23 protein-coding genes are annotated in these 24,962 nt (G+C 37.9%); 19 read left to right on the forward strand and 4 right to left on the reverse strand.

Translation table 11 applies throughout. The features are described 5' to 3' along the window. The first annotated feature begins 151 nt into the window (after positions 1-151). The 5 genes from CRO15_RS09010 (at position 152) to CRO15_RS09030 (ending at position 6,113) form a co-directional block, all read left to right on the forward strand. Positions 152-2,017, forward strand: a complete 1,866-nt coding sequence (locus tag CRO15_RS09010) for a tetratricopeptide repeat protein (protein ID WP_097045460.1) — start codon at positions 152-154, stop codon at positions 2,015-2,017. Between the two features lie 61 nt (positions 2,018-2,078). Beyond that, positions 2,079-3,578, forward strand: a complete 1,500-nt coding sequence (locus CRO15_RS09015) for a S10 family peptidase (protein WP_097045461.1) — start codon at positions 2,079-2,081, stop codon at positions 3,576-3,578. 23 nt (positions 3,579-3,601) lie between these two features. Continuing rightward, complete coding sequence (locus CRO15_RS09020) at positions 3,602-4,510, forward strand: endonuclease/exonuclease/phosphatase family protein (RefSeq protein WP_097045462.1); 909 nt, start codon at positions 3,602-3,604, stop codon at positions 4,508-4,510. 10 nt (positions 4,511-4,520) lie between these two features. After that, positions 4,521-4,898, forward strand: coding sequence for a nuclear transport factor 2 family protein (locus CRO15_RS09025; RefSeq protein WP_097045463.1), 378 nt, complete (start codon positions 4,521-4,523; stop codon positions 4,896-4,898). Between the two features lie 84 nt (positions 4,899-4,982). Continuing rightward, positions 4,983-6,113 carry an FAD-dependent monooxygenase gene (locus CRO15_RS09030; protein ID WP_097045464.1) on the forward strand — a complete coding sequence of 377 codons (1,131 nt, stop codon included), beginning with the start codon at positions 4,983-4,985 and terminating at the stop codon, positions 6,111-6,113. A 331-nt stretch (positions 6,114-6,444) separates the two neighbouring features. On the opposite strand, the gene CRO15_RS09040 is transcribed toward CRO15_RS09030, so the two are convergent. After that, a complete protein-coding gene (locus tag CRO15_RS09040) occupies positions 6,445-6,726 on the reverse strand; it encodes a hypothetical protein (protein ID WP_097045466.1) in 282 nt (93 codons plus the stop codon). Positions 6,727-6,920: 194 nt separating this feature from the next. Between CRO15_RS09040 and CRO15_RS09045 the strand changes: the two genes are divergently transcribed. The 14 genes from CRO15_RS09045 (at position 6,921) to CRO15_RS09110 (ending at position 21,848) form a co-directional block, all read left to right on the forward strand. After that, positions 6,921-8,843: a hypothetical protein gene (locus tag CRO15_RS09045; protein WP_097045467.1), complete on the forward strand. Its 1,923-nt coding sequence runs from the start codon at positions 6,921-6,923 to the stop codon at positions 8,841-8,843. A gap of 111 nt (positions 8,844-8,954) precedes the next feature. Continuing rightward, positions 8,955-9,398: a hypothetical protein gene (locus CRO15_RS09050; RefSeq protein ID WP_133067240.1), complete on the forward strand. Its 444-nt coding sequence runs from the start codon at positions 8,955-8,957 to the stop codon at positions 9,396-9,398. A 1-nt stretch (position 9,399) separates the two neighbouring features. Continuing rightward, positions 9,400-9,792, forward strand: coding sequence for a hypothetical protein (locus CRO15_RS09055; RefSeq protein WP_097045469.1), 393 nt, complete (start codon positions 9,400-9,402; stop codon positions 9,790-9,792). Between the two features lie 27 nt (positions 9,793-9,819). After that, positions 9,820-11,208, forward strand: coding sequence for an ankyrin repeat domain-containing protein (locus CRO15_RS09060; protein ID WP_097045470.1), 1,389 nt, complete (start codon positions 9,820-9,822; stop codon positions 11,206-11,208). A gap of 126 nt (positions 11,209-11,334) precedes the next feature. Further along, positions 11,335-12,444, forward strand: coding sequence for an FAD-dependent oxidoreductase (locus CRO15_RS09065; RefSeq protein WP_097045471.1), 1,110 nt, complete (start codon positions 11,335-11,337; stop codon positions 12,442-12,444). Between the two features lie 119 nt (positions 12,445-12,563). Beyond that, complete coding sequence (locus CRO15_RS09070) at positions 12,564-13,505, forward strand: MBL fold metallo-hydrolase (protein ID WP_097045472.1); 942 nt, start codon at positions 12,564-12,566, stop codon at positions 13,503-13,505. A 124-nt stretch (positions 13,506-13,629) separates the two neighbouring features. Further along, a complete protein-coding gene (locus CRO15_RS09075) occupies positions 13,630-14,187 on the forward strand; it encodes a DUF7010 family protein (RefSeq protein ID WP_097045473.1) in 558 nt (185 codons plus the stop codon). A gap of 53 nt (positions 14,188-14,240) precedes the next feature. Then, on the forward strand, positions 14,241-14,828 hold the full coding sequence (locus CRO15_RS09080; protein ID WP_097045474.1) for a Crp/Fnr family transcriptional regulator: 588 nt from the start codon (positions 14,241-14,243) through the stop codon (positions 14,826-14,828). Between the two features lie 94 nt (positions 14,829-14,922). Then, positions 14,923-16,122 carry a serine hydrolase domain-containing protein gene (locus CRO15_RS09085; protein ID WP_097045475.1) on the forward strand — a complete coding sequence of 400 codons (1,200 nt, stop codon included), beginning with the start codon at positions 14,923-14,925 and terminating at the stop codon, positions 16,120-16,122. Positions 16,123-16,199: 77 nt separating this feature from the next. After that, positions 16,200-16,496 (forward strand): antibiotic biosynthesis monooxygenase family protein, encoded by a 297-nt coding sequence (locus tag CRO15_RS09090; RefSeq protein ID WP_097045476.1) that lies wholly within the window; start codon positions 16,200-16,202, stop codon positions 16,494-16,496. 102 nt (positions 16,497-16,598) lie between these two features. Continuing rightward, entirely contained in the window at positions 16,599-17,009 is a 411-nt protein-coding gene (locus tag CRO15_RS09095) for a thiol-disulfide oxidoreductase DCC family protein (protein ID WP_097045477.1), read from the forward strand. A 5-nt stretch (positions 17,010-17,014) separates the two neighbouring features. Beyond that, positions 17,015-18,259: a mechanosensitive ion channel family protein gene (locus CRO15_RS09100; protein WP_097045478.1), complete on the forward strand. Its 1,245-nt coding sequence runs from the start codon at positions 17,015-17,017 to the stop codon at positions 18,257-18,259. A gap of 196 nt (positions 18,260-18,455) precedes the next feature. Continuing rightward, positions 18,456-19,565: a DNA alkylation repair protein gene (locus CRO15_RS09105; RefSeq protein WP_097045479.1), complete on the forward strand. Its 1,110-nt coding sequence runs from the start codon at positions 18,456-18,458 to the stop codon at positions 19,563-19,565. A 210-nt stretch (positions 19,566-19,775) separates the two neighbouring features. Further along, positions 19,776-21,848, forward strand: a complete 2,073-nt coding sequence (locus CRO15_RS09110) for a DUF4139 domain-containing protein (RefSeq protein WP_097045480.1) — start codon at positions 19,776-19,778, stop codon at positions 21,846-21,848. An 81-nt stretch (positions 21,849-21,929) separates the two neighbouring features. Here the strand turns inward: CRO15_RS09110 and CRO15_RS09115 are convergent, their stop codons facing one another. Genes CRO15_RS09115 through gshB form a run of 3 tightly spaced genes read right to left on the reverse strand, consistent with a single transcriptional unit; the run spans position 21,930 to position 24,950 of the window. Continuing rightward, positions 21,930-23,099: a flavohemoglobin expression-modulating QEGLA motif protein gene (locus CRO15_RS09115; protein WP_417935205.1), complete on the reverse strand. Its 1,170-nt coding sequence runs from the start codon at positions 23,097-23,099 to the stop codon at positions 21,930-21,932. After that, the gene (locus CRO15_RS09120) at positions 23,099-23,926 is read right to left on the reverse strand and encodes an N-formylglutamate amidohydrolase (RefSeq protein WP_097045482.1); all 828 of its coding nucleotides are present in this window, start codon (positions 23,924-23,926) and stop codon (positions 23,099-23,101) included. Before CRO15_RS09120 ends, CRO15_RS09115 begins: the two co-directional genes overlap by 1 nt. Continuing rightward, complete coding sequence (gshB, locus tag CRO15_RS09125) at positions 23,919-24,950, reverse strand: glutathione synthase (RefSeq protein ID WP_097045483.1); 1,032 nt, start codon at positions 24,948-24,950, stop codon at positions 23,919-23,921. The genes CRO15_RS09120 and gshB overlap by 8 nt, the downstream gene beginning before the upstream one ends. Positions 24,951-24,962 lie beyond the last annotated feature (12 nt).

A 24,962-nucleotide genomic window follows, 5' to 3' on the forward strand; every position in this document is an offset into this window, starting at 1 on the left:
TATCAATAAAATCAGCACTTAATGAGCTTTATTGATTTTTGTGAATTGGATAATTTCATGGACTTCTTATGCACAAGCACTTTTCACCCTCTGGAATCGAGCAATTTGGTAAATAATATAATTGGTATCTTGGTAAAACAATCATCATTCCATGAAAAAACAGATAACTCTTTTTACGATTATCATGTTTTGGCCAATTTTTACATTCTCTCAGCTGCAGGGTCAAAAGCGTATCGACAGTTTACATACCGTTTTAAAAAGTCAAAAAGAAATTGCTTCCAAAGTTTCCACTTTAGAAAAATTATATGAAACCGCAAGTTATCTGGATTCAGAAAAAGGAAAACAGTATGCTTTGGAAATTATCTCCCTTTCAGAAGGTGATTCATATCCATTGGGCATGATCATTGGAAATTTTAGCCTAGGTGGATACTACTTCACCATAAGAAAAATGGATTCTGCAACGCTTCACTTTCAAAAAACCCTTGATTTAGCTTCCCAACATGACTTAAAAGATAACGTGGCTGGAGCATTGTCCAATCTATCGATAATTGAAGGTGATAAAGGTAACTATAGGAATGCCATACGATTAATGGACTCTGTAACACAAATTTCGTTGGACAATAAAGACTTCCTTAGGTATGGTGTTTCATTAAATACCAATGGTAACAATTATTATGAGCTCGGACAATATTTAAATGCGATGAACTCGTTTAAGAAGGCCCTTGAAGTATTAGATACTATAGATAGGGAAGTTTACCGAAGGGGTGACGTCTATAGAAATATTGGAAAGCTCAACTATCAGCAAAAAGATTTTAATCAGGCGATAGAAAATTTTACAAATGCCTATGAAATTTACAGGGAAGTTTCAGATAACCAATATAGTGCCCATGTTCTCAATGATATAGGCAATGTTTATATTTACTTTAAGGATTACTATAAGGCTATTGAATACTTTAATGAAAGTTTTGAAATCAGTCAAGAATTTAATTTTCCTGAAGCTGCGGCAAATGCCCTTTTCAACATTGGATATGCTCAAAGGGAAAATGGGAACTACCAAGAAGCGCTGAACTATTTCACTAAAGCAGGCGAGATCAACACTTATGACCAGTCTTCTTTAAACTATGTACTGGAACTATATCATGTAGGCCTAACGTATTCACTTTTAGGTAATAATAAAAGAGCTATAGAATATCTGGACAAATCTGTGCGTTTGGCCGACTCCCTTAAGATTTCCAATGAACTTAAACATGCATTGGATTACAGGTCCAAAGCACATGTTAATGCAGGCAATTACAAATCGGCCTTTGAAGATTATGTCGCTTCGCAAAAAATCAAGGACAGTCTGTTCTCTATTGAGAAAACCAAGGCAATTGAGGAATTGGAGACTATCTACGAAACTGAAAAGAAGGAAGAAGAAATCAAAACTTTAAATGAAAAAGCCAAAGTGGATAAGCTAACCAAAGGGCTTTATGCCGGAGGTATGGCCTCTGCCCTAGCCTTATTCGGCTTATCCGTTTTCGGGTATCGTCAGCGCATTAAAAAGAACCGCATTGCTCGCGAAAAACAAGAAGAAATCTACAAACAGGAAATAGAACACAAGAAAAAAGAGTTAACCAGTCAGACGTTACACCTAGTGCAGAAAAACACCTTTATCCAAGAGCTCAAAGAAAATCTGGAAAACCTCAAAAACTCCCCGGAGAAGTTCAAAGTGGAGTTTCGACGTATTGTGATGCTGCTTAAAAAACAGAATGCTTCCGATAAAGATTGGGAAGTGTTTAAATCCTATTTCTCCGAGGTACATAATGACTTTGACCAAAAACTCAAAACGCTTTATCCTGATATTTCCGAAAAGGAAATCCGCTTGGCGGCCTTTTTACGGATGAACTTGACCACCAAGGAGATTGCGGCCACGCTAAATGTGCTCCCGGACAGTATTCTGAAATCCAAATACCGTCTCAAAAAGAAATTGGAGCTGGACAAGGATATGGATTTGACCAGTTTTCTAAATAGCCTCTAGGAAATCGCTAAAAGTCAATTTTTAATCTTATTTTGAGGTCAAATCAAAACAACCCAACCTCATGAAAAAATTGGCTTTTGCTCTAGTCTTAGCTTTCGTTACATTTCCATGCTTAGCACAAGAAAAAACAGCCAAAAAGGAAATCCCCGATGGGGAAATTTTTAGCTCTACCCAATCCGTGACCATCAATGGAAAGACCATCTCTTTGGCCACAGAAACTGGAACGGTACAACTACGGGACGAAAACGACAAACCCATCGCCCTATTTGGGTTTACCCACTACAGAAAAACTAACGCTACCAACAGGCCCATTGTTTTTGCCTTTAACGGAGGGCCCTTGTCCGCTTCTTTCTGGTTGCATTTTGGGGTGTTGGGGCCCAAGCGCATCGAAATCAATGATCCTGCCTACACCAAACCAGCTCCTTATAAGGTGGTGAACAACCAATATTCCATTTTGGATAAGGCTGATTTGGTGATGATAGACCCTGTTGGGGTTGGTTTTAGCAAGCCCATTGGTGATGCCAAATGGGAGGATTTTTGGGGAGTTGACCAAGATATCAGAAGTATTGGCCTGTTCATAGAACAGTTTATCATAAAAACAGGTAAAATGAACGCCCCCAAGTATTTGCTTGGGGAAAGTTATGGCACTTTCAGAAACGCAGGATTAGTGAAACATCTACAGGACAAGGGAATTGCTATGAACGGTGTTATTATGGTATCTGCAGTTTTTGATCTACAGCATTTGCTGTTCGGCCCTGGAGACGACACAGCATATTTGATTCATTTCCCAACGTATGCAGCAACGGCCTGGTACCATAACAAAGTGAAAAACAAAGGAGAAAGCCTTAAAGCGTTCTTAGCTGATGTCAGAAAATTTACAGAAAATGAATATGCACCTGCCCTGCTCAAAGGAGATCAATTGAGCCACACAGAAAGGGCATCCATCGCTCAAAAATTGGCAGACTATTCTGGTTTGAGCCAAGATTTTTACATGAAAGCTGACTTAAGGGTAACTAATGGGGAATATTTTCAAGAACTGCTTAAGGACAAAGGACTTACAGTGGGTCGTTTAGACTCAAGGTTTACCGGTGTCAATGAAGATTTATTGGCGCAATCCTCCCTTACGGACCCACAAAGTGATGCCATTTCCCCTCCTTACATCTCAGCCTTCAAAGACTATTTGTACAATGACCTAAAGGTCAGAAAAGATTTAACCTATACCACTACCGCAAGCACAAGGAAAGGTTTTAAGTGGGATTGGAAACACAATGGCAATATTGCATGGAACATGCAAGTGGCCGTAACCACATTACCTGATATGACCTCTGCCATGAAACGAAATCCAGATTTAAAGATTCTGATTCTTAATGGATATTATGATCTGGCCACAGTGTTCTATGGTGTGGAACACTCCATTAATCATATGGGATTGGATGCTAATTTAAAAAAGAACATCATCATGAAATATTATGAAGCTGGACACATGATGTATACGCATATCCCCTCCATGCAGAAATTTAAAAAGGATGTGGATGAGTTCATTGATCAAACTTCCAACTAAAAATTATATACCATTAGCCAAAAATGATTCATACTAAAAAACTTACTCTTTCAATTTTATTCATATTTATAGCGGTATTAAGTGGTCTTGCCCAAACTGAAGAAGACAAAAGTGAAACCCTCAAAGTAATGAGCTATAATATTTGGAATGGCTTTGAATGGGGAAAGGACACAGAAAGAAAAGCAAAATGCATTGAATGGATCAAAAGCAAAAAGCCCGATGTGGTGGCACTGCAAGAATTATGTGGTTATACTGAGGAAATGTTGAAAGAAGATGCCCTAAAATGGGGACATGAATACGTTCAATTGCTAAAAACAGAAGGCTATCCAACAGCCCTTACCTCTAATAGACCCATTAAACTAAAAGAACGAAAAATAGATTCCTTTTGGCATGGCGTACTACATTGCGAAACCTATGGAATTGATTTTTATGTGGTACACCTATCCCCTGCTGATGCCAAATTCAGGCTAAAAGAGGCCAAAATGATTGCACAGGACATTCAAGAAAGTAAATCGGACAACTATATTATCCTAGGTGATTTTAATGCCAGCTCTCCTTTTGATGCCTATGCATTGGAAAAGAACAACAGCTTACACGAAAAGTATAGACCTAAAGGTGATAACAAATACTCTAACCTATTGAACGGAAATTTTGATTACTCCGTAATCGGTCAATTTTTGGCATGCCCAGCTGTAGATTTGGCTTTGAACAAAGTGGATTTGGTCAATGCGGGCCATACCTTCCCCACTCCCGCTTTAACGGGCAAATACAACAATACAGATAAATCCATTGTGGCAAACCGGGTGCGCATCGATTATATTTTTGCGAGCCCAAATTTGTCGAATACATGTGAAAAACTTGAAATACTCAATCAAAAGAAGACCCACGAACTATCGGACCATTACCCATTAATGGCTGAATTTAAATTGTAAACATCGTTTTATGAATTTAGAACAAAACAAAAAGAATGCCGTTGGTTTTTATCAAATGGCATACGATGGTAACCCTAGGGAAGCAGTGGAAAAATATGTTGGGGGCGACTACATTCAGCACAATCCTCTGGTTGGTGATGGAAAAGAACCATTTATTGCATATTTTGAAAGAATGTTCAATGAATACCCGAACAAATCCATAAAGTTTTTGCGTGCGGTGGCGGAAAAGGATTTAGTGGCCCTACACACGCATCAAACATGGCCCGGAAACGAGGAATATGTTACCATGGACTTCTTTAGGTTTGATGCCAACGGTAAAATTGTGGAACATTGGGATGCCATGCAACAAATACCAGAAAGCTCTGCCAATGGAAATACCATGTATTGAAAAGATAATCGCATAGAAAAAACTTACTTTTCCCCTCCTAGCCTCCGTATCTTTGTAGTTGTGCAAAACAACTACAAAACTAACATGACCATAGATATTATTGGGGCCGGAATAGGAGGATTGACCACGGCCATTGCCTTGGAAAAAAAGGGGCTCAAGGTTAGGGTATTTGAGCAATCCCCCGAATTGAAACCTATTGGCGCAGGAATTATACTGGCAAACAATGCCATGCAGGTGTACAGTAAGCTTGAGCTTAAGGAAGTAATCGAGCAAAGCGGAAATGCCATTTCTTCCATCAATATTACCAATGCTAACCTAAAACCAATTTCCAAAGTTGACCTTGCCTATTTTGAACAAAAACACAAAGTCCAGAACATTGCTATCCACAGGGGAAAACTGCAGCAGGTTTTGGCAGACCAACTCCGGTCTACCAAAATATATTTGAACCATAAGTTGACCGACATAATACAGAACAATGGGCAATACCAACTCTTTTTTGATGGCAAGGAAGTATCGTCCCAAGTGGTTATCGGAGCCGATGGACTGAACTCGGTAGTACGGCAAAAACTATTCGCTGGCAATAGCACCCGCAATGCAAACCAATTGTGTTGGAGGGGAATCGCAAATTTTGATTTACCCAAAACCTATACAAATGAACTGAACGAAGCTTGGGGAAAAGCAGACCGATTTGGATTTGTTCAAATTGCACCCAAAAAAGTGTATTGGTACGCCTTAAAAACCAAAAAAGCATCCATGAACGAGTTCGACAACGCTAAAATTGGCACCTACTTCAGCAACTACACTCCTCTTGTAAAAGATATTATTGCTGCAACTCAGCAAGACCAAATACATACCTCGGATATCATTGACCTAAAGCCCACAGCCATTTGGCATAAGGACAATGTGTGCTTACTGGGTGATGCCGCCCATGCCGCAACCCCAAACATGGGACAAGGCGCTTGCCAGGCCATTGAGGATGCCTACGTATTGTCCGAATGTTTGGCCAATGGTCTGCCCAATCAAGCTTTTCAAAAATTTCAAAAGGTCAGAATGAACAAGGCACACCAAGTGGTAAAAACAAGTTGGAGGTTGGGAAAATTGGCACATTTGTCCAACCCGTTTTTAATAGCGTTTCGGAATTTTGCTATGAAAATGGCCCCAAAAGCCGTAAACCGAAAACAAACGGAACAACTTTTTACATTGGCAAGGATATAAGGCTCCCCTCCCACTTACTGGATTTTCTTTCGTGCCACAACACCTTCCTAAAGGCAACACAAACGTCAGTTCGAGTGCGAAGCGTATCGAGAACGATATAAACCAACATCAGTTCGAGTGATTTTCTGTCAGATTGAGCTGTCATCCTGAGCTTTCCCGCACTGAGCATTGCCAAAGTGTCGAAGGAGCAGTCGAAATCAAAAAAAATTGTACTTCGGCAAGCTCAGCAGAACTATCGAGAACCTTTATGATGACCACAACTTGATTCTCGATACAAATTCCGCTCATCTCCATGAGCAAAATTCACTCGAATTGACGCGCTTTGGGTTTATTACCCTCTAATTTCCTCCAAACATTCCCAAAGCCCTTTTACCCAATACAGGGCCACCTTTTCTGGGTCATCAATAAGGCCATCTGAATGGTACAGCGCCATATTATGAACCAATTTTAGGGCCTTTACCAAATCGGGGGCATCTACAGGATTGCAAAAATTTAAAAGTTCTACTTGTGCTGGGGTAAGCAATTGGGAAATTCTTGATACGTCACGTGTATCTTCCGAAGCTATGTCAACACTATAATGTAGACATGGCTTATCGCTTTTTTCATTTAACATAAGTTAATGGTATAAGTTAAGCCTAAAATGTGCTGACGGTGTAAATATACATAATGCCTAAACCCAAAGGAATAGCTGTTAATAACTTCTTACAACCTAAAGGTTCCACAACTTGACAATGAAAGAAATTTCAGTGAACTTCGTCATCTAAAGAGCGTAAAATCCTATTAAAACTATGTGCCACAAAATTAATTATGGATAGAAAACAAAAACAGAAGTTGCGAGATGCGTTTGATTCTATACTACGAGCGGATTACATAACACTTGATAAAATAGAGGAATTAGACAATCTTTCTGAATACTACATTGACTATTTCGGAATTCTTCAAGGAGTACTTCAAAAACAGGATAACTTCATTTCTGGTAGACGTGGAACTGGTAAAACTACAAACCTATTAAGATCTTACTATGAGTGCCTAAAAACCATAGCACCTAAGCTGAAAGAAAAAGAATGTGTTTTAGGTGATACTAAGATTTTACCAATATTTGTCGACTTAAGTACGTGCAATGATCTTTTTGATTCTCAAAATGATCTAGGCTTAATCGAGGTACATTTTATAAGACAGATAATTGATTCCTTAAAAAGACAACTTGCTCTTATGTTTGATGAATCATTTTTACTAATATTTAAGAAAGAAAACCCTGCTCTTGATGACTTGGACTATATAGAAAAAGTTTTGATAGAAGGTGTTAAGTTGTTTAATCAAAGAAACATTAATATAAAAGAAAGTAGAAAAAAAACTGCTTCCGACTCACTTTCAGCAAAAGCATCAATCAAAGATATCTCTTTGGAAACCAAACTATCAGAATCATCAGAAATAGATGAGCAAAGAGATTATTCTCAACTTCGAGGACTAAATGTTCAAGATTTTTTAAACAAAATAAATGACATTAAACGTAAAGCTAAAATTGATTCAATTTTTGTATTTATTGATGAGTATTCTGATTTAAATAAATCATCGCAAATAAAATTCAGTTCATTACTTAAATTCTTCCTTGGTTCAAGAATAGGAATGTTTTTTAAGGTTGGTGTTATTACAGATAGATATGATTTTGGAGAGAAAATAATAGTAGGCAGAGATATTTTTCCAATACCATTAGATTTTAATGAATATGTAGAAAGATATGGTGGTGCTATTGCAGCAATGACAAGGATGCAAGACTTTGTTCAAATCCTTATTGAAAAAAGAATTGAAATATTCTGCCCAGAACTTAGTATTTCGGATGTATTTAAAGGTGATTTGCCACAAGCATATTATAGAATAACAAGAGAAACTATTGGGGTGTCCAGAACAATCGGCATGATTTTACAAAATGCTTACATCCAAGCGCAGTCTACCCAAACAGATAATAAAATTGGGTTAAACGAGATTAACTATGGAATAAGTAGTGCGCGAAAAACATACCAAAAACAATTTATTGGCAGTATTAAGAAAAAACTTGTGTATGGTTTTTATATGGATATGTGGAATGCAATACTTAAAAAAGCTCTAGCTGAGAAAGCAAAATATTCCGACAGGGCCGCAAGCCATTTTATGATAGATCCCTTGAGGAAAGATTATTTGAATGTTCTCTGCGAAAACTTTTTAATTCACTTTCTATCTGAGAATATTTCTTCAAAACATGGTGGTAATTATAATTTATATTCTATTGACTATGATATTTGCAATGAACATAGTATTCGTTATGCTAACAAAAAAGATGAATACACTCCTATCAGATTTGTATTTGATTCTGTTATCTCCGAGTTTGACCCCTATTTTTTAGAATCTAAGTCAAAAAGTTATAAATGTCCAAAATGTGATAGAATATATCCAGAAGAGGATGTGGTTAAAGTTAAGGTAAAACGATGTTTTGAAGATGATGAAAAGTTAGTGGAGATTATACATCAAGCGATGCCAATTACCGAGGGCAACTATGCCGAAGTTGAGATTAAAATTCTTGGATTAATTTCTCAGCTACCACAATCTGAAGCAATGACAGCCAGAGAAATAGCCGATTCGGTCGGATGCACAATTCAGAAAGTTTCAAGCTGGGGCACACGTGTGCTGGCAAAAAATGGACATATTAGTATTAAAAACAATAGGGGGAAGAATGTTTATTTTAATAATGAATAATATTCCCCTGCTGCCCACCCGCTGCCGCAAGATTATATCTTGTGGTATACGTATATCAAATACAAGAAAATACTTTGTTTTTGTAAACAAGTTGTTTTCTATATGGATAAAATGAAAAAACTGGTCCTAACCCTCGCTCTCGCAAAATCGTATCTTGTAGTCCGCAAAAGTATAACCGAAATCATCGCATACAATTTGAGAAAAACCGTAAGCCTATCTTTAAAACTATTAATTCTTCTTATTTTATTAAGCTGTAGTGGACTGAAAAACAAAATGGAATTGGAGGGAACAGACCGAATTCCAAAAACTGCATTTTTGGTTGAAAAAGACGGAATCAAAACTTGGTTTGACATTGAATGGATAAACAACCATCGGAATATGACCAGAATTTCAATATACGATGGTAATAATGGGAATTTAATTTCAAAAGGCCGCTTCATAAAAATATGTCCAGTCCAAAAATTACAACATATTGGAGAATTGAAAAATGAAATTGACTTTTATGATGGCAAGAATATCCAGTTGAAGGGTGATTGCTATCTATTAAAAAATTAAAATGGAATTTGACCCTCCTATAAAAGAAAGAAGTGATAAAGAGCTATTCGAAATAATTGAGAATAGGGATGATTGGGAACCTGAAGCCCTTAATCAAGCACAATCTGAACTAATCGAAAGAGGGGTTTCTATTGGAAAGCAAAATAATCGGAGTCGAAGTAAACGGAAATTCGAATCTCGCGTAAGTAAAATAAAAGCTTCCTCTCGCTATTCTACTTTGGAAATGGTATTGCTTGTAACCTTAGGTATTCCGTTTTGTCTATTTTTCTCTGATCTAGAAATATTTTGGCCAGGTGAAGGATTCAAAACAAAAAACAGACAAGGAATTCTCGCATTATTACTTGGAATATTGTTTTGGGGACTCTTACTTTACTTAGTTGTTGTATTTTTTTAACCTTCCCGTTCTCAAAATTTGGATAAAATGAAAAAACTGATCCTAACCCTAATGGGTATTGTCTTTTGCTCAGGTCTTTGGGCACAAAATATACATAGAACGGTTTGCAAGGGCAATTTGGAACGGTTGGACAGTATGCTCACCACTACTCCCATTAATGTAAAGGATAACCGTGGCCGATCGTTATTGCACTGGGCGGTTGCCTGTAAACAACAAGAACTGTTTGACTATCTCATTAAAAAAGGAATACAAATCGATGGAGTTGATAATCAACAGAAAACACCCTTGCATGTAGCCGTTCAATTCAACAGTGAAGTATACGTTGACCGTCTGCTCAAACTACAACCTAACAATGGTTGGCAATCTCGCCATGGGGCGTCACTTTTGCAATTTGCAGTGTTGAACGCAAATAAAGAGCTTACAGAAAAATTGATCACTAGCGGAGTTGACGTAAACCTCAAGAACAAAAGAGGGAGCACCCCCTTGGAAATTTCACAACGGATTGTCGCAAATGATATTTCCAAATTGCTGATTTCCCATGGAGCTAACCAAAACCTTGTCCGTAAATTCAAATTGAAAGGGAAATATATGGGACAGGAGAAACCAGAGGCAAGTGGTAAAATGTTCGCACCTAACTTCATTTCCACCGAGGAGCAGGAATTTGGTTCGGTATTCAATAAAAAGGGCAACGAGTTTTATTTTGGTGTAGATGTGGGTGGTAGAAACGAAATACGATATACTCAAATAAAAGAAGGGCAATGGACGAAGCCCATAACCATACTTTCCCATGAACAATACAGTTATAACGACCCATTTCTTTCCAATGACGAGGATAGGTTATATTTCATATCCACAAGGGCTTTAGATGGCATAGGAGACATTAAGGATGTTGACATATGGCACGTGCAGCGTATTGAGGGTGGATGGTCTGAACCCATTAACGCAGGTTCTAATATTAATACAGATGGGGATGAATATTACATTTCTTTCACCAATGAGGGAACAATGTATTTTGCTTCCAACGGCCATATCAGAAAAGACAGTACCCGAACAGACCATGACATCTACTCCTCCAAGATGGTGGATAATGAATTCCAGGAACCCGTGTTACTTGATTCAGCGGTAAATACAACAGGTTATGAAGGGGATGTTTTTGTGGCTCCAGATGAATCTTATTTAATATTCTGTTCCACAAGGGACGGTGGTTTTGGAAGAGGAGATTTGTATATCAGCTTTAAGAACCTTGATGGAAATTGGACAAAAGCTGTCAATATGGGAAACGAAATAAACACGGAACATTATGAATACTGCCCTGTTGTAACCAAAGATGGGAAATACCTTTTTTACACAAGTAACCAAGATATTTATTGGGCAAGTACAGCAATACTAAACGCGATTAGGAAAAAAGGCAAGTAGTCTCCTGCTTATATAAGATCATACCTTACTGTAACAAAAAAATAAAAACCGTCTCTTTCGTTAAAATTTATACATGGCTACCACTGGTTATACCTTGTGGTTCAGCTTATTTTTAGAACATATAGAATGAAAAGAGAAGAATTTATAAAAATTTGTGGCCTTTTTGGTATTGGATTACCCTTACAACATGGATTGATGGCATGCACAACTGATGACAATACAACCCAACCCTTTAAAGGAAAAGTTTTGATTATTGGTGCTGGGGCCGGTGGATTATCGGCTGGCTATTTTTTAAACCAACAGGGCATTGATTTTGAGATTCTTGAGGCTTCGGCGGTTTATGGGGGCAGAATGCGTATCAACACCGATTTTGCCGATTTTCCCATTCCGCTGGGCGCTGAGTGGTTGGAAACCAACCCCCGCATTTTCAAAGAAATAGTTAACGATCCTTCGGTGCAGGTAAACGTAGAAACCGTTTCCGATGCCCCTGACCGGAAATTTGTAAATTATTCTTGGTTCAATTTTTTTGAAGATTATATTGTTCCTTCGGTCTCTGAAAAAATCTCTTATAACACGGTTGTACAATCCATTGATTATTCTGGCGACCAAGTTTTGGTCAACACCCAGGGCGGACAACGCACAGCAGACAAAGTGGTGATTTCAGTACCGCTCCAAATTCTTAAAGACGGAGATGTTCGTTTTACGCCCAACCTTCCCCAAAGTAAATTAAATGCCATCAATAACACTGTGGTTTGGGAAGGGTTTAAAGCTTTTTTCGAGTTTTCCACCAATTTTTATGGCGATGATGAACACCAATTTCAGATTGAACCCGAGACGGATGGCCAGAAAATTTATTACAATGCCACTTTAGGGCAAAATACGACAAAGAATATCCTAGGGTTGTTTGTGGTAGGCAAACCTGCACAGGATTATATTTCCCGTACTGGAGAGGATTTGAAAAACTTCATTTTAAATGAACTGGATAGTATTTATGAGGGTAAGGCAACATCCAGTTACATCAACCATATTAGCCAAAACTGGAACAACGAACCCTTTATTAAAGGTGGGTACATGACAGACCATGCAGATTGGAGAACGGTACAGGAACTTGGAAAGCCCATTGGCAACAAACTATACTTTGCCGGTGGAGCCTATACCGATGGAGAGGATTGGGTCTCTGTGCATACCGCTGCGCAATCAGCAAAAAGCGCGATTGAAGCAATAAACGATAAATAAAAATTGTTCTTCGCTTCCAAAGGATTGTATCTTGTAAATTGCTGTTTCACCAAATAGACTTTTACCCCAAGGCCCCTTACCTTTGCCACTACCAAGCACTAAATAAACATTCAAAATAAATGAATAGTAAAAAGATAATACGTACCCTATTTCTGATTGGGCTGATTACAAACAGCACTTTGGCAAATACCAACACTGATTTTGAGGTGACACGCATTGCTGAAAATGTCTATAGCATTGTTTCACCCTCCTTTGGTTTGCCTACTCCAGAAAATAAAGGTTGGAACTCCAACAGTCACTTCATTATTACCAAAAAAGGGGTGCTACTTTTTGATACCGGTTCCTCTGAAGCAATAGGCAACAGAATTAAAAGCGCCATTAAAACGGTCACGGACCTACCAGTACGTTGGGTGGTGAATTCGCACAGCCATGCCGATCATTGGTTGGGCAATGCGGCGTTTGCAGATACAGTAACTGAAATTATTTCAAGTGAACAAGCGCTAAGTGAAATGAAAAAGTACGGAGAGGAAGATGTAAAGTTTTATTCCAAAGTAACCAATGGTACAATTGGTCCAACCCGGCTTGTGTACCCTACTTTGTTATTGACCCAAGGCCAAAAACGTAATTTTGGAGGAGTAGATGTTGAAATCATTTTTGCCAATGATGGGCATTCACCTGGTGATGTTTTAATGTGGCTGCCCAAAGAAAAAATCATGCTTGGCGGAGATGTGCTAAGTTCCGATTGGATGCCGGTGATCACTGGCCACGGAAATGTTCCAAACTTAATAAGCACCCTTTACGCCATAGCAAAGTTAGAACCCACTATTGTTTTAACTGGGCATGGTAGCGCAACTACGCCAGAGTCGATAAAAAGGGATGCTGATTTATTATCAAGTGTTTGGAAGCAGGTACAATCTGATTATGGAAATGGTCGCACACCTGAGGAAATCCTGTTAACCGTCAAAGCCAAGCTGGAACCAAAATATGGTCCCTTATATAAAGATTTTGTCCCGGAAATTGAGCGCCATGTTAAGCTGATGTATAAATTGCAGCAAACATAAAAATGATTTTGAAATTGGGAAAATGAACTCATCCCAAGGGAAAAATAATCCTATATTTAAATTGCAAATAGGCTACGTGTCTGCGGAATTGTTATGCATTGACTAAACCATAAATTATATAACCTTGGACCTAACAAAAAGAACACTGGAAGAACAGCGTGCTGAGTTTTCCAATCAAAAATTCCTGGCCACTCCCCTAGCCGGGTTGATTGTTTGGACCATTATTGGCATTACTGGAGTATTTTTTTCAGACAGAATAACCGTATGGACAATTTTTATAGGAACTGGGAGCATTGTCTACCTAGGGTTGTTCCTTTCCAAATTTACAGGTGAAAACTTTCTGGACAAAAGAAAACCCAAGAATGAATTTGACTCACTTTTTCTTTTTACCGTGGGGCAGGCAGTTTTGGTCTATGCCATTGCCATTCCTTTCTTTTTAGTGGATTACACTTCTTTACCAATGACCGTTGGCATTTTGACCGGTTTAATGTGGTTCCCTTTTTCATGGATTATAAAGCATTGGGTTGGAGTTTTTCATGCCGCCTTACGCACAGTTACTGTTTTAACATTGTGGTATCTTTTGCCAGAATATAGGTTTGTAACCATACCCTTTTCAATTGTTTTGATATATATAGTTACTTTATTTATCCTCAGAAATAGGAAAGGTATAAAGTTGCTATAACAATAGCATCTATGTCTCTCATCGTTTACCTTTTCCTTCTAAAACCAAAAAAAATGGAAGACTTACTTTTTAACTCGTTTTCTCAGGTTTATCCTTTAAGTATAGAAGATTTTAAAACGTTTATGCAGAGTTTTAAAAGGGAGAGTTATAGGAAAGGTGATGAAATATTGAGTTTTGGACAAATAGAAAACAGAACGAGTATGGTGCTGAGTGGCATGGTTCACCAAACCGTGATAATTGGTGGTGAAATTTTTACAGTGGATATTTCCCTATCCGGTATGTACTTCAACAATCTTAAAAGCTATCTGGAAGAAAGCCCTTCAATAGAAGTACAAACCGCTTTGACCGATGTGGACATACTATTTATTGAAAAAGAAGCTGCAGAAAGGCTTAGGCATGAAAATCATGCCTTTTGTTATATCTATTCCAAATCTTGGGAAAAGACACATTTAGAGAGAGAAAAAAGATCGTACATGCTCCAAAATAAAAATGCCATCAAACGATTTGAGCTTTTCATGAGCACCAATGAAAATGCAAAAAGATATTTAGAGGAAGTACCACAGCGTATCATTGCTGAATACCTTAATCTAACACCTGAAACCTTGAGCAGGGTGAAAAAGGAATATTTTAGAAAAAGTTGATTTCTTGATTTCAAATAAGATTTACCCGAAATGTGCATGATAGATTTGTATATCTAGAATCTTTAACCCTAGTTGTAATCATCAAATCAATAAAATGAAAACAATCTTAATATTAATCGGTTTATTGGCCTATTGTTCAATAACCTATGGTCAAATAAACAAAACCACAGCAGAAACCCTTACCCAAGAGTTAAACCAAATATATTCACAAGGACATATAACCGGGTTCTCTGTGTCCATAGTAAATCAAGACAGTATTTTATACACCAATGGTTTTGGTTTTTCTAATGCAAAAGTGCAAAAACCCTATACGCAGAATACCATTCAGAACATAGCGTCAATTTCTAAAACTTTTATTGGTATTGCTTTGTTAAAAGCGCAAGAACTTGGCAAACTAAATCTTGAGGACCCTATAAATAAATATTTACCTTATGTTATAGAAAACCCCCATTTTCCAGATCAAACCATAACCATAAGGCATCTGGCAACACATACTTCCAGTATTGAAGACCCTTCAAGGTATGAGAAGAATGGATATGTGCTAAAAGAAAAGAATAATGGAGGAGCGAAAGTGAATCGTAATTTTCGCTCTCCTGATGAGATAATGGAACATGGTGCTTTCTTAGAAACCCTGCTGAGCAAAGATGGTGATTGGTATAAGAAAAGCACGTTTTTAAAAACAAGACCAGGGGCTATGTTTAAGTATTCCAATATTGCTTCCGGATTGGCCGCTTTCATTATACAAAATGCAACTGGTTATACTTTTCCTGAATTTACAAAAAAATACATTTTTAAGCCGCTAGAAATGTCTCATTCAGGTTGGTCCTTTACAGAAGTGGATTTTTCCCAGCACTCCAAACTATATCTAAACAAAGAAACTGAATTGGCGTTTTATAGATTGATCAACTATCCAGATGGAGGTTTGATCACTTCATCATCAGATTTAGGTAAATATTTAACCGAATTAATTGCTGGTTATAGTGGAAATGGCAAATTATTGAGCAGGCAAGGTTACAGGGAATTGTTTAAAGCACAATTAACAGCTGCAAATTATTCTCAGAGAAATGAAAGTGTTTATAACGACGAATATAATATGGGGATATTTATGGGAATGTCCTCTAAAGGACAAATAGGCCATACGGGTGGAGACCCCGGAGTTGCAACACACATGTTTTTTAATACAGAAACTAATATCGGAAAACTTTTGATAGTCAATACCGAACTCAACAATGAAGGCATAAACGAGTTTATAGATATATGGCTAAAATTGGAAGAATATGAAACCAAATTGTAAATCAACCGTCAACGCTTTAAAAAATAATTGCCCTTACTATGGTAAGGTTCTATCTTGTGGTGCATAAAAAACAATAAATGATACGGATAATATATAGTTGGAAGGTGGCTCCAGAAAAACGAGAGCTTTTTATTCAGACCTGGAAAAAAACCACCAATAGTATCCATGAAACGGTTAAAGGTGCCAGAGGTAGTTTTATGTTGCAAAGTGAAACAGATGCTTCAGACATAAAGACCATCGCCAAATGGGATTCCCTTGCTGACTGGGAAAAATTTTGGCAAGATAATAAACCCAGCCAAATGCAATCCATGCATGATATAGGGGAGCGAATCTCTGTAGAAATATTTAGGGAAGTAGATGATTTTACAAAGTAAAGCGTCTTTTAATCCAATTGCCCATTAAAAATTTCATAGCCAACTATAAACCTCCCCTCCCACTAACTAGGCTTTCATCTAGGAGCTCCGTATCTTTGCAATGTGGAAATCGACAAAAAAATAATCCTTTTTGATGGGGTCTGTAACCTATGCAACGGAGCTGTTCAATTTGTTATTAAACGAGATAAGCAAGATATGTTTCGCTATGCGGCCCTGCAAAGTGAAATTGGAAAGCAATTGATTACAGAACGGGCCATTGACACATCCAAAGTGGATTCCATTATTTTTATAGAACCTGGGGTTGCCTATTTTACCAAATCGGATGCTGCTTTGCAGATAGGAAAAGGGTTTGGAGGGTTCTGGAATGTGTTGGCTATTTTTTCTTGGATACCAAAATCGTTTAGAGATACTATTTATGACTTAATAGCCCGCAACAGATACAAATGGTTTGGCAGAAAAGATGCTTGTATGATCCCAACGCCTGAGCTACAGGCCAAGTTTTTAGATTCATAAAACGTATGGAAAAACTATCACACAAAATTTATGATTATTTAATAGATTCAGGGCTATCTGCAGAGTGGGCCTCATATATCAATCTTACCATTCTATTGATTGGACTTGTTGTTGTACTGTTTTTGATTGATTTTATTCTAAGAAAAATATTGGTTGGGTTGTTTACACGACTGTCCATAAATTCCAAAACTCATTTTGATGACCTTCTTGTTAAAAACAGGGCACCACGCAACATTGCGCACGTTGTTCCCTTGGTCCTGTTTTATAAGGCCATTCCATTTGTTTTTCGTGATTTTCCAGTAGCAGGCCCCTTTTTGTTGAAAACAATTGAAGTCATTGGTATTTTTCTTTTTTTATGGATTGTTAGAAGCCTTCTCCATACTATTAAGGACTTTCTCAAAACCCTTCCAATTTTAAAGGATAAACCAATTGATAGCTACATCCAAGTATTCATGATTTTTGCATGGGCCCTTGGGTTATTCTTTGCAATTTCGGTAATCACAGGTGTGGAATTATGGAAATTTTTTACTGCCTTAGGTACTGCATCGGCCGTAATCATTTTGGTGTTCAGAGATACTATTATGGGTTTTGTGGCCAGTATTCAAGTCTCTATTAACGACATGGTCCGCATTGGGGATTGGATCACTTTTGAAAAATACGGAGCAGATGGTGACGTCATAGAAATAAATCTGGCTACGGTAAAAGTCCAGAATTTTGATAAGACCATTACTACCATTCCAACGTATGCCCTTATTTCGGATTCCTTTAAAAACTGGCGTGGCATGACCAATTCTGATGGCAGGCGAATTAAAAGGGCATTATTGATTAAACAGGAAAGTGTTCGTTTTCTAGATAAAAGTGATGTGGAATCTCTTCAAAAAATCCAATTGATAACCGAATACCTAAAAACCCGAAGTACTGATATTGACAAGTATAATACTGAGCACAATATTGACAAATCAATGCTCATCAACGGCAGAAACCTGACCAATCTTGGCATTTTCAGAAAGTATATAGACGCATACCTTAACAACCATTCCGGAGTGAACAAAGAAATGACCATTATGGTTCGCCATCTAGATCCAACTCCTCAAGGTATTCCTATGGAGGTTTATGCTTTTAGCAATGATAAGCGTTGGGCCAACTATGAATATATTATGGCTGATGTTTTTGATCATCTATTGGCAGCTATTTCATATTTTGACCTCGAAGGCTTTGAGCTGCCCAGCAGTACAAATTTTAAGTCATAGTAGTTTTTGTAAAACACCATGTCACTTCGAGCTGCTTGTACTGATCCGAGTCGAAGTGCAGTTGATTGGTAATAGAAGTTAATTTTAATAGGTCTAGATCGCGTCCGACCCGTTGCTTGCTTAAAAATTTCTTTACCCCACTGACATAGGGTTGTCACTACTCACCGTTAATTTTGCCCCAAAATCATCAAGATCAATGGCAGAACTATTCAAAAACATCTATAACCCAACCTTTTTTAGTCGGTTTACCGTATGCATGGAAGAAGTATTTCCCAAGTTTGATACTAATTCATTTTTAAAGGAAATCTATAATGACGAATGGGATAATAAGGAGTTAAAGCAACGGATGCGGCATATTACCCATATTCTCAACGATCATTTAACAAACGATTTTGAGTGCAATGTTGAGATGCTGCTTAAGCTCATTCCCATTTTAAAGCAAAATGATTTTAGGTCGGATAATCTGGAGTTCATTTTCCTACCCGACTTTGTGGAAGTTTATGGAACTGATGATTACAATATTTCCATCAATGCATTTGAGGAGATTACCAAGTTTGTTAGTTGTGAGTTTGCGGTAAGACCTTTTATTATTGATTATCCAAAAAAGATGATACAACAAATGATAGATTGGTCACATCATGAACACCCGATGGTTAGGCGGCTTGCATCCGAAGGATGCAGACCACGGTTGCCTTGGGCCATGGCTCTACCCCATTTAAAAAAAGACCCCGCTCCCATACTGCCCATTCTCGAGAGATTGAAATCGGATACATCCGAATCTGTAAGACGCAGTGTCGCCAACAACCTAAACGATATTTCCAAGGACAATCCAGACATTGTCATTCGGTTGGCCAAAAAATGGAAAGGGAAAAGCAAAGAATTGGATTGGGTGGTTAAGCATGCCTGCCGTACCTTACTAAAACAAGGTATACCACAGGTGATGCGTTTGTTTGGTTTTGGAAAGGTGGGTAACATCAACATTAAAAAATTCGAAATCCAAACTCCAACTGTCTCTATTGGCGGGGATTTGAAATTTTCCTTTGTTCTTAAGAATGCTAATGGCAATAGTACCAAAATCCGACTGGAATATGGCCTTTATTATCAAAAAGCAAATGGTACATTATCCAAAAAAGTGTTCAAGATCAGTGAGAAGGAATATGCAGGTGGCTCATCAACAGAAATCTTACGTAAACAACCCTTTAAAATTATTACTACACGAAAGTTTCATGTGGGACATCATCAAGTATCGCTAATCATCAACGGTATTGAGTTGGAGAAAAAGGATTTTCAGCTCATTGAAAAATAGGTGACACGTAAAGTCCTTAGCTTTTGCTCAGGTTGATATTTATATCTTTCATTTTGTGTTTCTACTGGCAAACATTCTGAAAGTGATACTACTTCCCTCCCACTCATTCAGAATATGGTTATACCCAACAATTGGCTGTGCTTGCACATTTATGATTCCGTAGGTTGATGGTTGTATTTAAGTTCACCCCAAACTTTAAATCCAACAGTCATGAAAAAGCTATTATTCCTATTTGTTCTTTGCCCACTTTTAGTACTGGCAAATGATAAAAAGATTCCTTCCAAGATTAAAGATGTTACTGTCTATTTAAGTGGCGCACAAATCTATCGAAAAGCTCAATGTCAACTCAAAGAAGGTAAAAATGAACTTATTTTCACGGGACTCTCCCCAAAAATTGAAGAAAGTAGTATCCAGATTTCTGGACTGCAATCAGTTTCCATTTTATCCATGTCCTATGATTTGAATTACCTGGAAAAAGCAGAAAGTAGTCCACAGGTAAAGGAATGGGAAGATCAAATCCTTAAAATTCAGCATAAAACGACCATGTTAAAAAATACGATAGTTGGTCTGGAGGAAGAGGAAAAAGTGATAACCACAAATAGATTGGTAAGTGCGGATAACCAAATGTTGGACCTAGAACGGGTAAAACAGATAAGCACTTACTATCGTGAGCGCATAACGGCGATAAAAAATGAGATTTTTAAAACCAATTTGGAAATAAACAAGTTTAAACTGGAAATTAGTAAGCTACAGAAACAACTGGCAGAAGTTAACAATGCTCCTGAAGAAGAACAGGGCGAACTCACAATTACATTTGATGCTCCCATTGCAGCAAACCTCAATCTATCCATTTCGTACTTGGTCAGAGATGCTGGATGGATTCCTAATTATGACATCAAGTCCAAAAAACTCAATGCTCCCATAGATCTAGCTTATAAAGCCCATGTGTACCAAAAAACAGGAAAAGATTGGGATAATGTAAAAGTGACCCTATCTACTGGAAATCCAAACATAAATGTGAGCAAACCAAATTTGGGCACCAAATACCTGAACTTTGTAAGCAGATATGCCAAACGAAATAGAAACACTCCCAAGAAGAAAGGATATACCTATAACCCCATGGTTAGGCAGATAAGCGGAAACGTTGTTGATGAGTCTGGCACTCCACTGCCTGGAGTGAATGTTGTTGTAAAGGGCACAACACAAGGTGCTCAGACCGATTTTGATGGAAATTTTGTTTTAGATGTTACTTCTGGAGAAGAACTGTCCATTTCCTATTTAGGAATGGTGAGTCAAGAAGTTCCGATTTATTCTTCCATTATCAATGTGCAAATGGAGGAAGATGTGCAAGCCCTAGATGAAGTGGTAGTGGTAGGATATGGTTCACAAACAAAAAGGTCATTAACTGGTTCTGTTGGTTCGGTTTCCATGGAACAAGCTTTGCAAGGGAAAGCAGCTGGGGTTTCTATTAGAGGATATAATAGCAACCCAAGGAGTCAACCACTCTATATTATAGACGGTATTCCTATGGATGGATTTACCGAAGGTGATCTTGATGAAAGTGAAATTCAAAGTGTGGAAGTATTGAAAGGACAAGAAGCTACTGTCATTTATGGAAATCGTGGTGCCAGCGGAATTGTGGTCATCACCACCAAAAAAAGTACCATGCAAGACGACCTGACCAATACCAAGTTTGTTATTAAAAAGCCTTATTCCATAGTTTCTGATGGAGATATCACCGCCATCCAGATCAATACTTTTCAATTGCCTGCGGAGTATGAATATTTTGCTGCTCCCATTGTCAATGAAAATGTGTTTCTAACTGCCAAATTGAAAGATTGGGAAAAATTACAACTGCTCCCCGGTGAGGCAAATGTTTATTATGAGGGCGGGTATGCCGGAAAAACCAATATTGATCCTTTTACGGTAAAAAAGGAAATGACCCTTTCATTGGGTATTGATCCCAATATCACCGTTAGTCGCAAGCAACAGCGAAATTTCAAAAGCAAATCCTTCACAGGAAGCAATCGAATTTTAGATAGAATCTATGATCTGGAAGTGAAAAACAATAAAAGTTTAGCAATCAGCTTGAAACTGATGGATAGAATCCCAATTTCTCAAAACAAAGAAATTAAAGTGGATGATATTGATACAAAAACAGCCAGTTACGATAAAAAAACCGGTTTTTTAAGTTGGGAGTTGGAGTTAGCTAGCCAGAAAAGCAAAAAAGAAAGCTTCTCTTTTCAGGTGAAATATCCAAGGGGAAAATACATTTCACTATAATATTTTCAACACAATCATGAATCAAGTGATGAATCTCAACCTTGGTATTGAGGTCTTCACTTGATTTATTTTAATTGGTTCTTACTTTAGATTGTTCAAAATAAAATCCAACGTCTGATTGGTATTCAATTTTTGTTCAAATGAAAGTCCTTTATGCGTAATTGGCTGGGCAAGCCCTAAGGTTTTTAGATATCGGATGACATCTTCATCATCTAAGGCAACTTTACCGCTCAATAAGATATCCAAGTCTTCTTCTCTTTGATAACGTTTGTAAATTTTACGTAGTCCACTCAAATATAGTCGGTCCTTGGTGAATCCACCCCCTCGGTGTGCACGTAACGTGATTCCAAAGGCTTCGTGTTTATCTAATTTGTATTGCCCGTGAATCAGGTCAAACGTATCTGCAAACGAATAGCCTTTGATCAAACTGTCAGATGCCAGAACACGATAGGCCAATTCTTTTAATCTTTTCAGAGTAAGGGCACCTCCCATATATTCACTAAAAACGGCCAAACCTTCTTGGGTCTCCACATTTTTGGGTAATCCGTTAGAGAAAATCTTGAGTGGTTGTAGCAATCCATTATACGTAGTGACCAAATGGACTCCGATCTCATGGTTGGCCAAGGTCAATAACTGATTTTTACTGAATTTGATGTTTTTTTTGATCAATAAAGCCCGTTCGCTATTGCTCACCATAGCCTCGGCAGCCATATTCTTTGAAAACCGGATATTCAATGGAAAACTATACTGTTCGGAGAAGTTTGCAAAATAATTGCCCGCCTCATCCGGAGGGAGTACTTTTTCCATATCCGAAGAAACCGGTTCGTCATCAAAATGCAGAATAAATCTTGCATTTTGCACATCCCGTTCCGTAGGTGTTCCATAAACACGTAAGGAATTGTAGTAAAATTTTTTACCCTTTCCAATGGTCTCTATGCACTGAATCATATTGGAATAGTGATAGATCACTTCTTGATATAACCGTCGAATCCGGTCATCAGTTATTCGTTCCAACCTTTGCGAAAAGAACAGTCTATGCAGTTTATAAGGGTCAAACTTTAGCTTAGGGTATTTAAATTCTGGTTCAATGGTAAATTTCGAAGCAAAAAAACGCTGTTTCTCCTTTTCTATATTTAAGGGATTCACATATTTAAGCAATTCTATCCGCCCCACCAATCGGTCAAGGTTGGCATCTATTTCAAAAACATTGCCATGCTCCTTTTCCAAATCCTGTATTTCCTTTGTGCCCATCATGCCATAGCTTCTTCAAATTCTTTTACCATTTCGGGAATCAAGACCTTCAATTGGTTTTCTACAGAACGAATTACTTCCGGAAATATGATTCCTGATAGTTCATCACAGTATATTTTAGAGATTTCTGTTGCCAAAACCAAAGTGTTCTTAAAATTTTGGGTGATAAACTTCAAAAAATAGCCTTTTCCATAAAAAGTATCATTGATTTTTGCCGTGGATGTAATACTGTGAGGTAATTGTATAGTCCCTAATTTACTTCTCCAGTTTTCCACCAAACTACCATATTTATTGTTATCAATATTGGTGGTCCCAAGATTCCAAACAGGCACTTCCCTATCCCATCGTTTCCAATTGTAACTATGCATATCAAATACAATTACGTTTTGAAACTTGGATTCCAATTTGGAAATCAATGCCTGCACTACACGAAAAAAATTCGAATGCTTTTTGAGACTGTGCTGCTTTTCAGTTTCAGGTAATGGATTTTTCCAAAGCTGCTTTCCCCAAGCGGTATCAAAAATCGCAGTTTCCGGTGGTCGATTCAAGTCATACTCAAACCGACTATCGCATCCAGCAATTACTATGGGTAAACTTTGAACCATTTGTCTGGTACAAGGATCTTCTTCATACCATCTTTCATATTCTGTATGCAGGCAATTGTCCCAAAGTGATTTTCTGAACTGATGTCCATCATGCACAGCCCCACAAACAAATGGAACATAATCTTCAATCTTCAGCGTAAAGGAATAATCCTCAGAAACGACTTCAAAACAGGCTTCCTTTTCTATCAACCCAATTATGTCATCAATGCTACATTTACGCATTTTCCACTTCACTTCGTAATCTGGACCTTCTATCAAAGGCCTTCAACTTGTCCATCACCTTACTTTCAATAAAGTCTATTACCTTACATTGGGCTTTTGTCTTATATACTTTATTGATATAGGTAATCCCTCCCGGTGACATTACATTGACCTCAACCAACTTACCCCCGATCACGTCAATACCAACAAAATACAGTCCGTCTTTTACCAATTTTGGTCCAATTTGCTTGCAAAGGGCTTTTTCTTCCTTGGTCAATGAATGCTTTGCCACAGATCCACCCGCTGATACATTAGAACGATGATCATCTGATCCAGGAATCCTTCGCATGGCACCAATAGGTTCCCCATTCAGTAACAAAATCCTGACATCGCCCTGATCGGCACCTTCAATGTATTCCTGAAGAATGACATAATTGGAAGAACCATCTGCATTGGTCACATAAAAATCCAACAACGATTTAATATTGGACATAGCTGATTTTTCAATAAGAATAACCCCAGAGCCCCCAAAACCATTAAGTGGCTTTAAAATCATTTTGTCTGCCTGTGATTCTTTGATCTGTTGTACCAAGTACCTTTTGTTCTTAGAAACATGAGTAACTGGAATAATATTGCTATGGCTATCCCCAAAGGCAGCAGTGTACAATTTGTTATTAGCTTCGCGAAGCCCTTGAAGGGAATTCACTATAAATACATCGTCCTTAACCGAATCCAAAAAATTGAGCATTATAGGGTCTAATGGTGGATTGGCCCGCATAAAAATCACATCAAAGCCGGCCAATGGCAGCATTTCTTCGCGTAAGGAAGCTTGTTTGTAGAAAGTTTTAAGGCTACTGGAAACCTTGTCCATCCTATTGATCACTGTACAAAAGGCACTTGTAACACTGTTCCTGATAGTCAAATTTGCAGGGGTGCACAACGCAACACCGTGATTTCGTTTAACGCACTCGTGAATCAATGCTAGACTGGTGTCATTTTCGGGTTGGATTTCTTCCCAAGGGTACATTAAAAAACAGATGTTCATAACGTATACTTT

The organism is Flagellimonas pacifica, assembly GCF_900215465.1.
In the GTDB taxonomy this organism is placed as follows: Bacteria; Bacteroidota; Bacteroidia; order Flavobacteriales; family Flavobacteriaceae; genus Flagellimonas; species Flagellimonas pacifica.

Bases quoted from the DNA above. Each gene is read 5' to 3' on its own strand.
- CRO15_RS09010 (WP_097045460.1), top strand. From the start codon at position 152: ATGAAAAAACAGATAACTCTTTTTACGATTATCATGTTTTGGCCAATT.
- CRO15_RS09015 (WP_097045461.1), top strand. From the start codon at position 2,079: ATGAAAAAATTGGCTTTTGCTCTAGTCTTAGCTTTCGTTACATTTCCA.
- CRO15_RS09020 (WP_097045462.1), top strand. From the start codon at position 3,602: ATGATTCATACTAAAAAACTTACTCTTTCAATTTTATTCATATTTATA.
- CRO15_RS09025 (WP_097045463.1), top strand. From the start codon at position 4,521: ATGAATTTAGAACAAAACAAAAAGAATGCCGTTGGTTTTTATCAAATG.
- CRO15_RS09030 (WP_097045464.1), top strand. From the start codon at position 4,983: ATGACCATAGATATTATTGGGGCCGGAATAGGAGGATTGACCACGGCC.
- CRO15_RS09040 (WP_097045466.1), bottom strand. From the start codon at position 6,726: ATGTTAAATGAAAAAAGCGATAAGCCATGTCTACATTATAGTGTTGAC.
- CRO15_RS09045 (WP_097045467.1), top strand. From the start codon at position 6,921: ATGGATAGAAAACAAAAACAGAAGTTGCGAGATGCGTTTGATTCTATA.
- CRO15_RS09050 (WP_133067240.1), top strand. From the start codon at position 8,955: ATGAAAAAACTGGTCCTAACCCTCGCTCTCGCAAAATCGTATCTTGTA.
- CRO15_RS09055 (WP_097045469.1), top strand. From the start codon at position 9,400: ATGGAATTTGACCCTCCTATAAAAGAAAGAAGTGATAAAGAGCTATTC.
- CRO15_RS09060 (WP_097045470.1), top strand. From the start codon at position 9,820: ATGAAAAAACTGATCCTAACCCTAATGGGTATTGTCTTTTGCTCAGGT.
- CRO15_RS09065 (WP_097045471.1), top strand. From the start codon at position 11,335: ATGAAAAGAGAAGAATTTATAAAAATTTGTGGCCTTTTTGGTATTGGA.
- CRO15_RS09070 (WP_097045472.1), top strand. From the start codon at position 12,564: ATGAATAGTAAAAAGATAATACGTACCCTATTTCTGATTGGGCTGATT.
- CRO15_RS09080 (WP_097045474.1), top strand. From the start codon at position 14,241: ATGGAAGACTTACTTTTTAACTCGTTTTCTCAGGTTTATCCTTTAAGT.
- CRO15_RS09085 (WP_097045475.1), top strand. From the start codon at position 14,923: ATGAAAACAATCTTAATATTAATCGGTTTATTGGCCTATTGTTCAATA.
- CRO15_RS09090 (WP_097045476.1), top strand. From the start codon at position 16,200: ATGATACGGATAATATATAGTTGGAAGGTGGCTCCAGAAAAACGAGAG.
- CRO15_RS09100 (WP_097045478.1), top strand. From the start codon at position 17,015: ATGGAAAAACTATCACACAAAATTTATGATTATTTAATAGATTCAGGG.
- CRO15_RS09105 (WP_097045479.1), top strand. From the start codon at position 18,456: ATGGCAGAACTATTCAAAAACATCTATAACCCAACCTTTTTTAGTCGG.
- CRO15_RS09110 (WP_097045480.1), top strand. From the start codon at position 19,776: ATGAAAAAGCTATTATTCCTATTTGTTCTTTGCCCACTTTTAGTACTG.
- CRO15_RS09115 (WP_417935205.1), bottom strand. From the start codon at position 23,099: ATGGGCACAAAGGAAATACAGGATTTGGAAAAGGAGCATGGCAATGTT.
- CRO15_RS09120 (WP_097045482.1), bottom strand. From the start codon at position 23,926: ATGCGTAAATGTAGCATTGATGACATAATTGGGTTGATAGAAAAGGAA.
- gshB (WP_097045483.1), bottom strand. From the start codon at position 24,950: ATGAACATCTGTTTTTTAATGTACCCTTGGGAAGAAATCCAACCCGAA.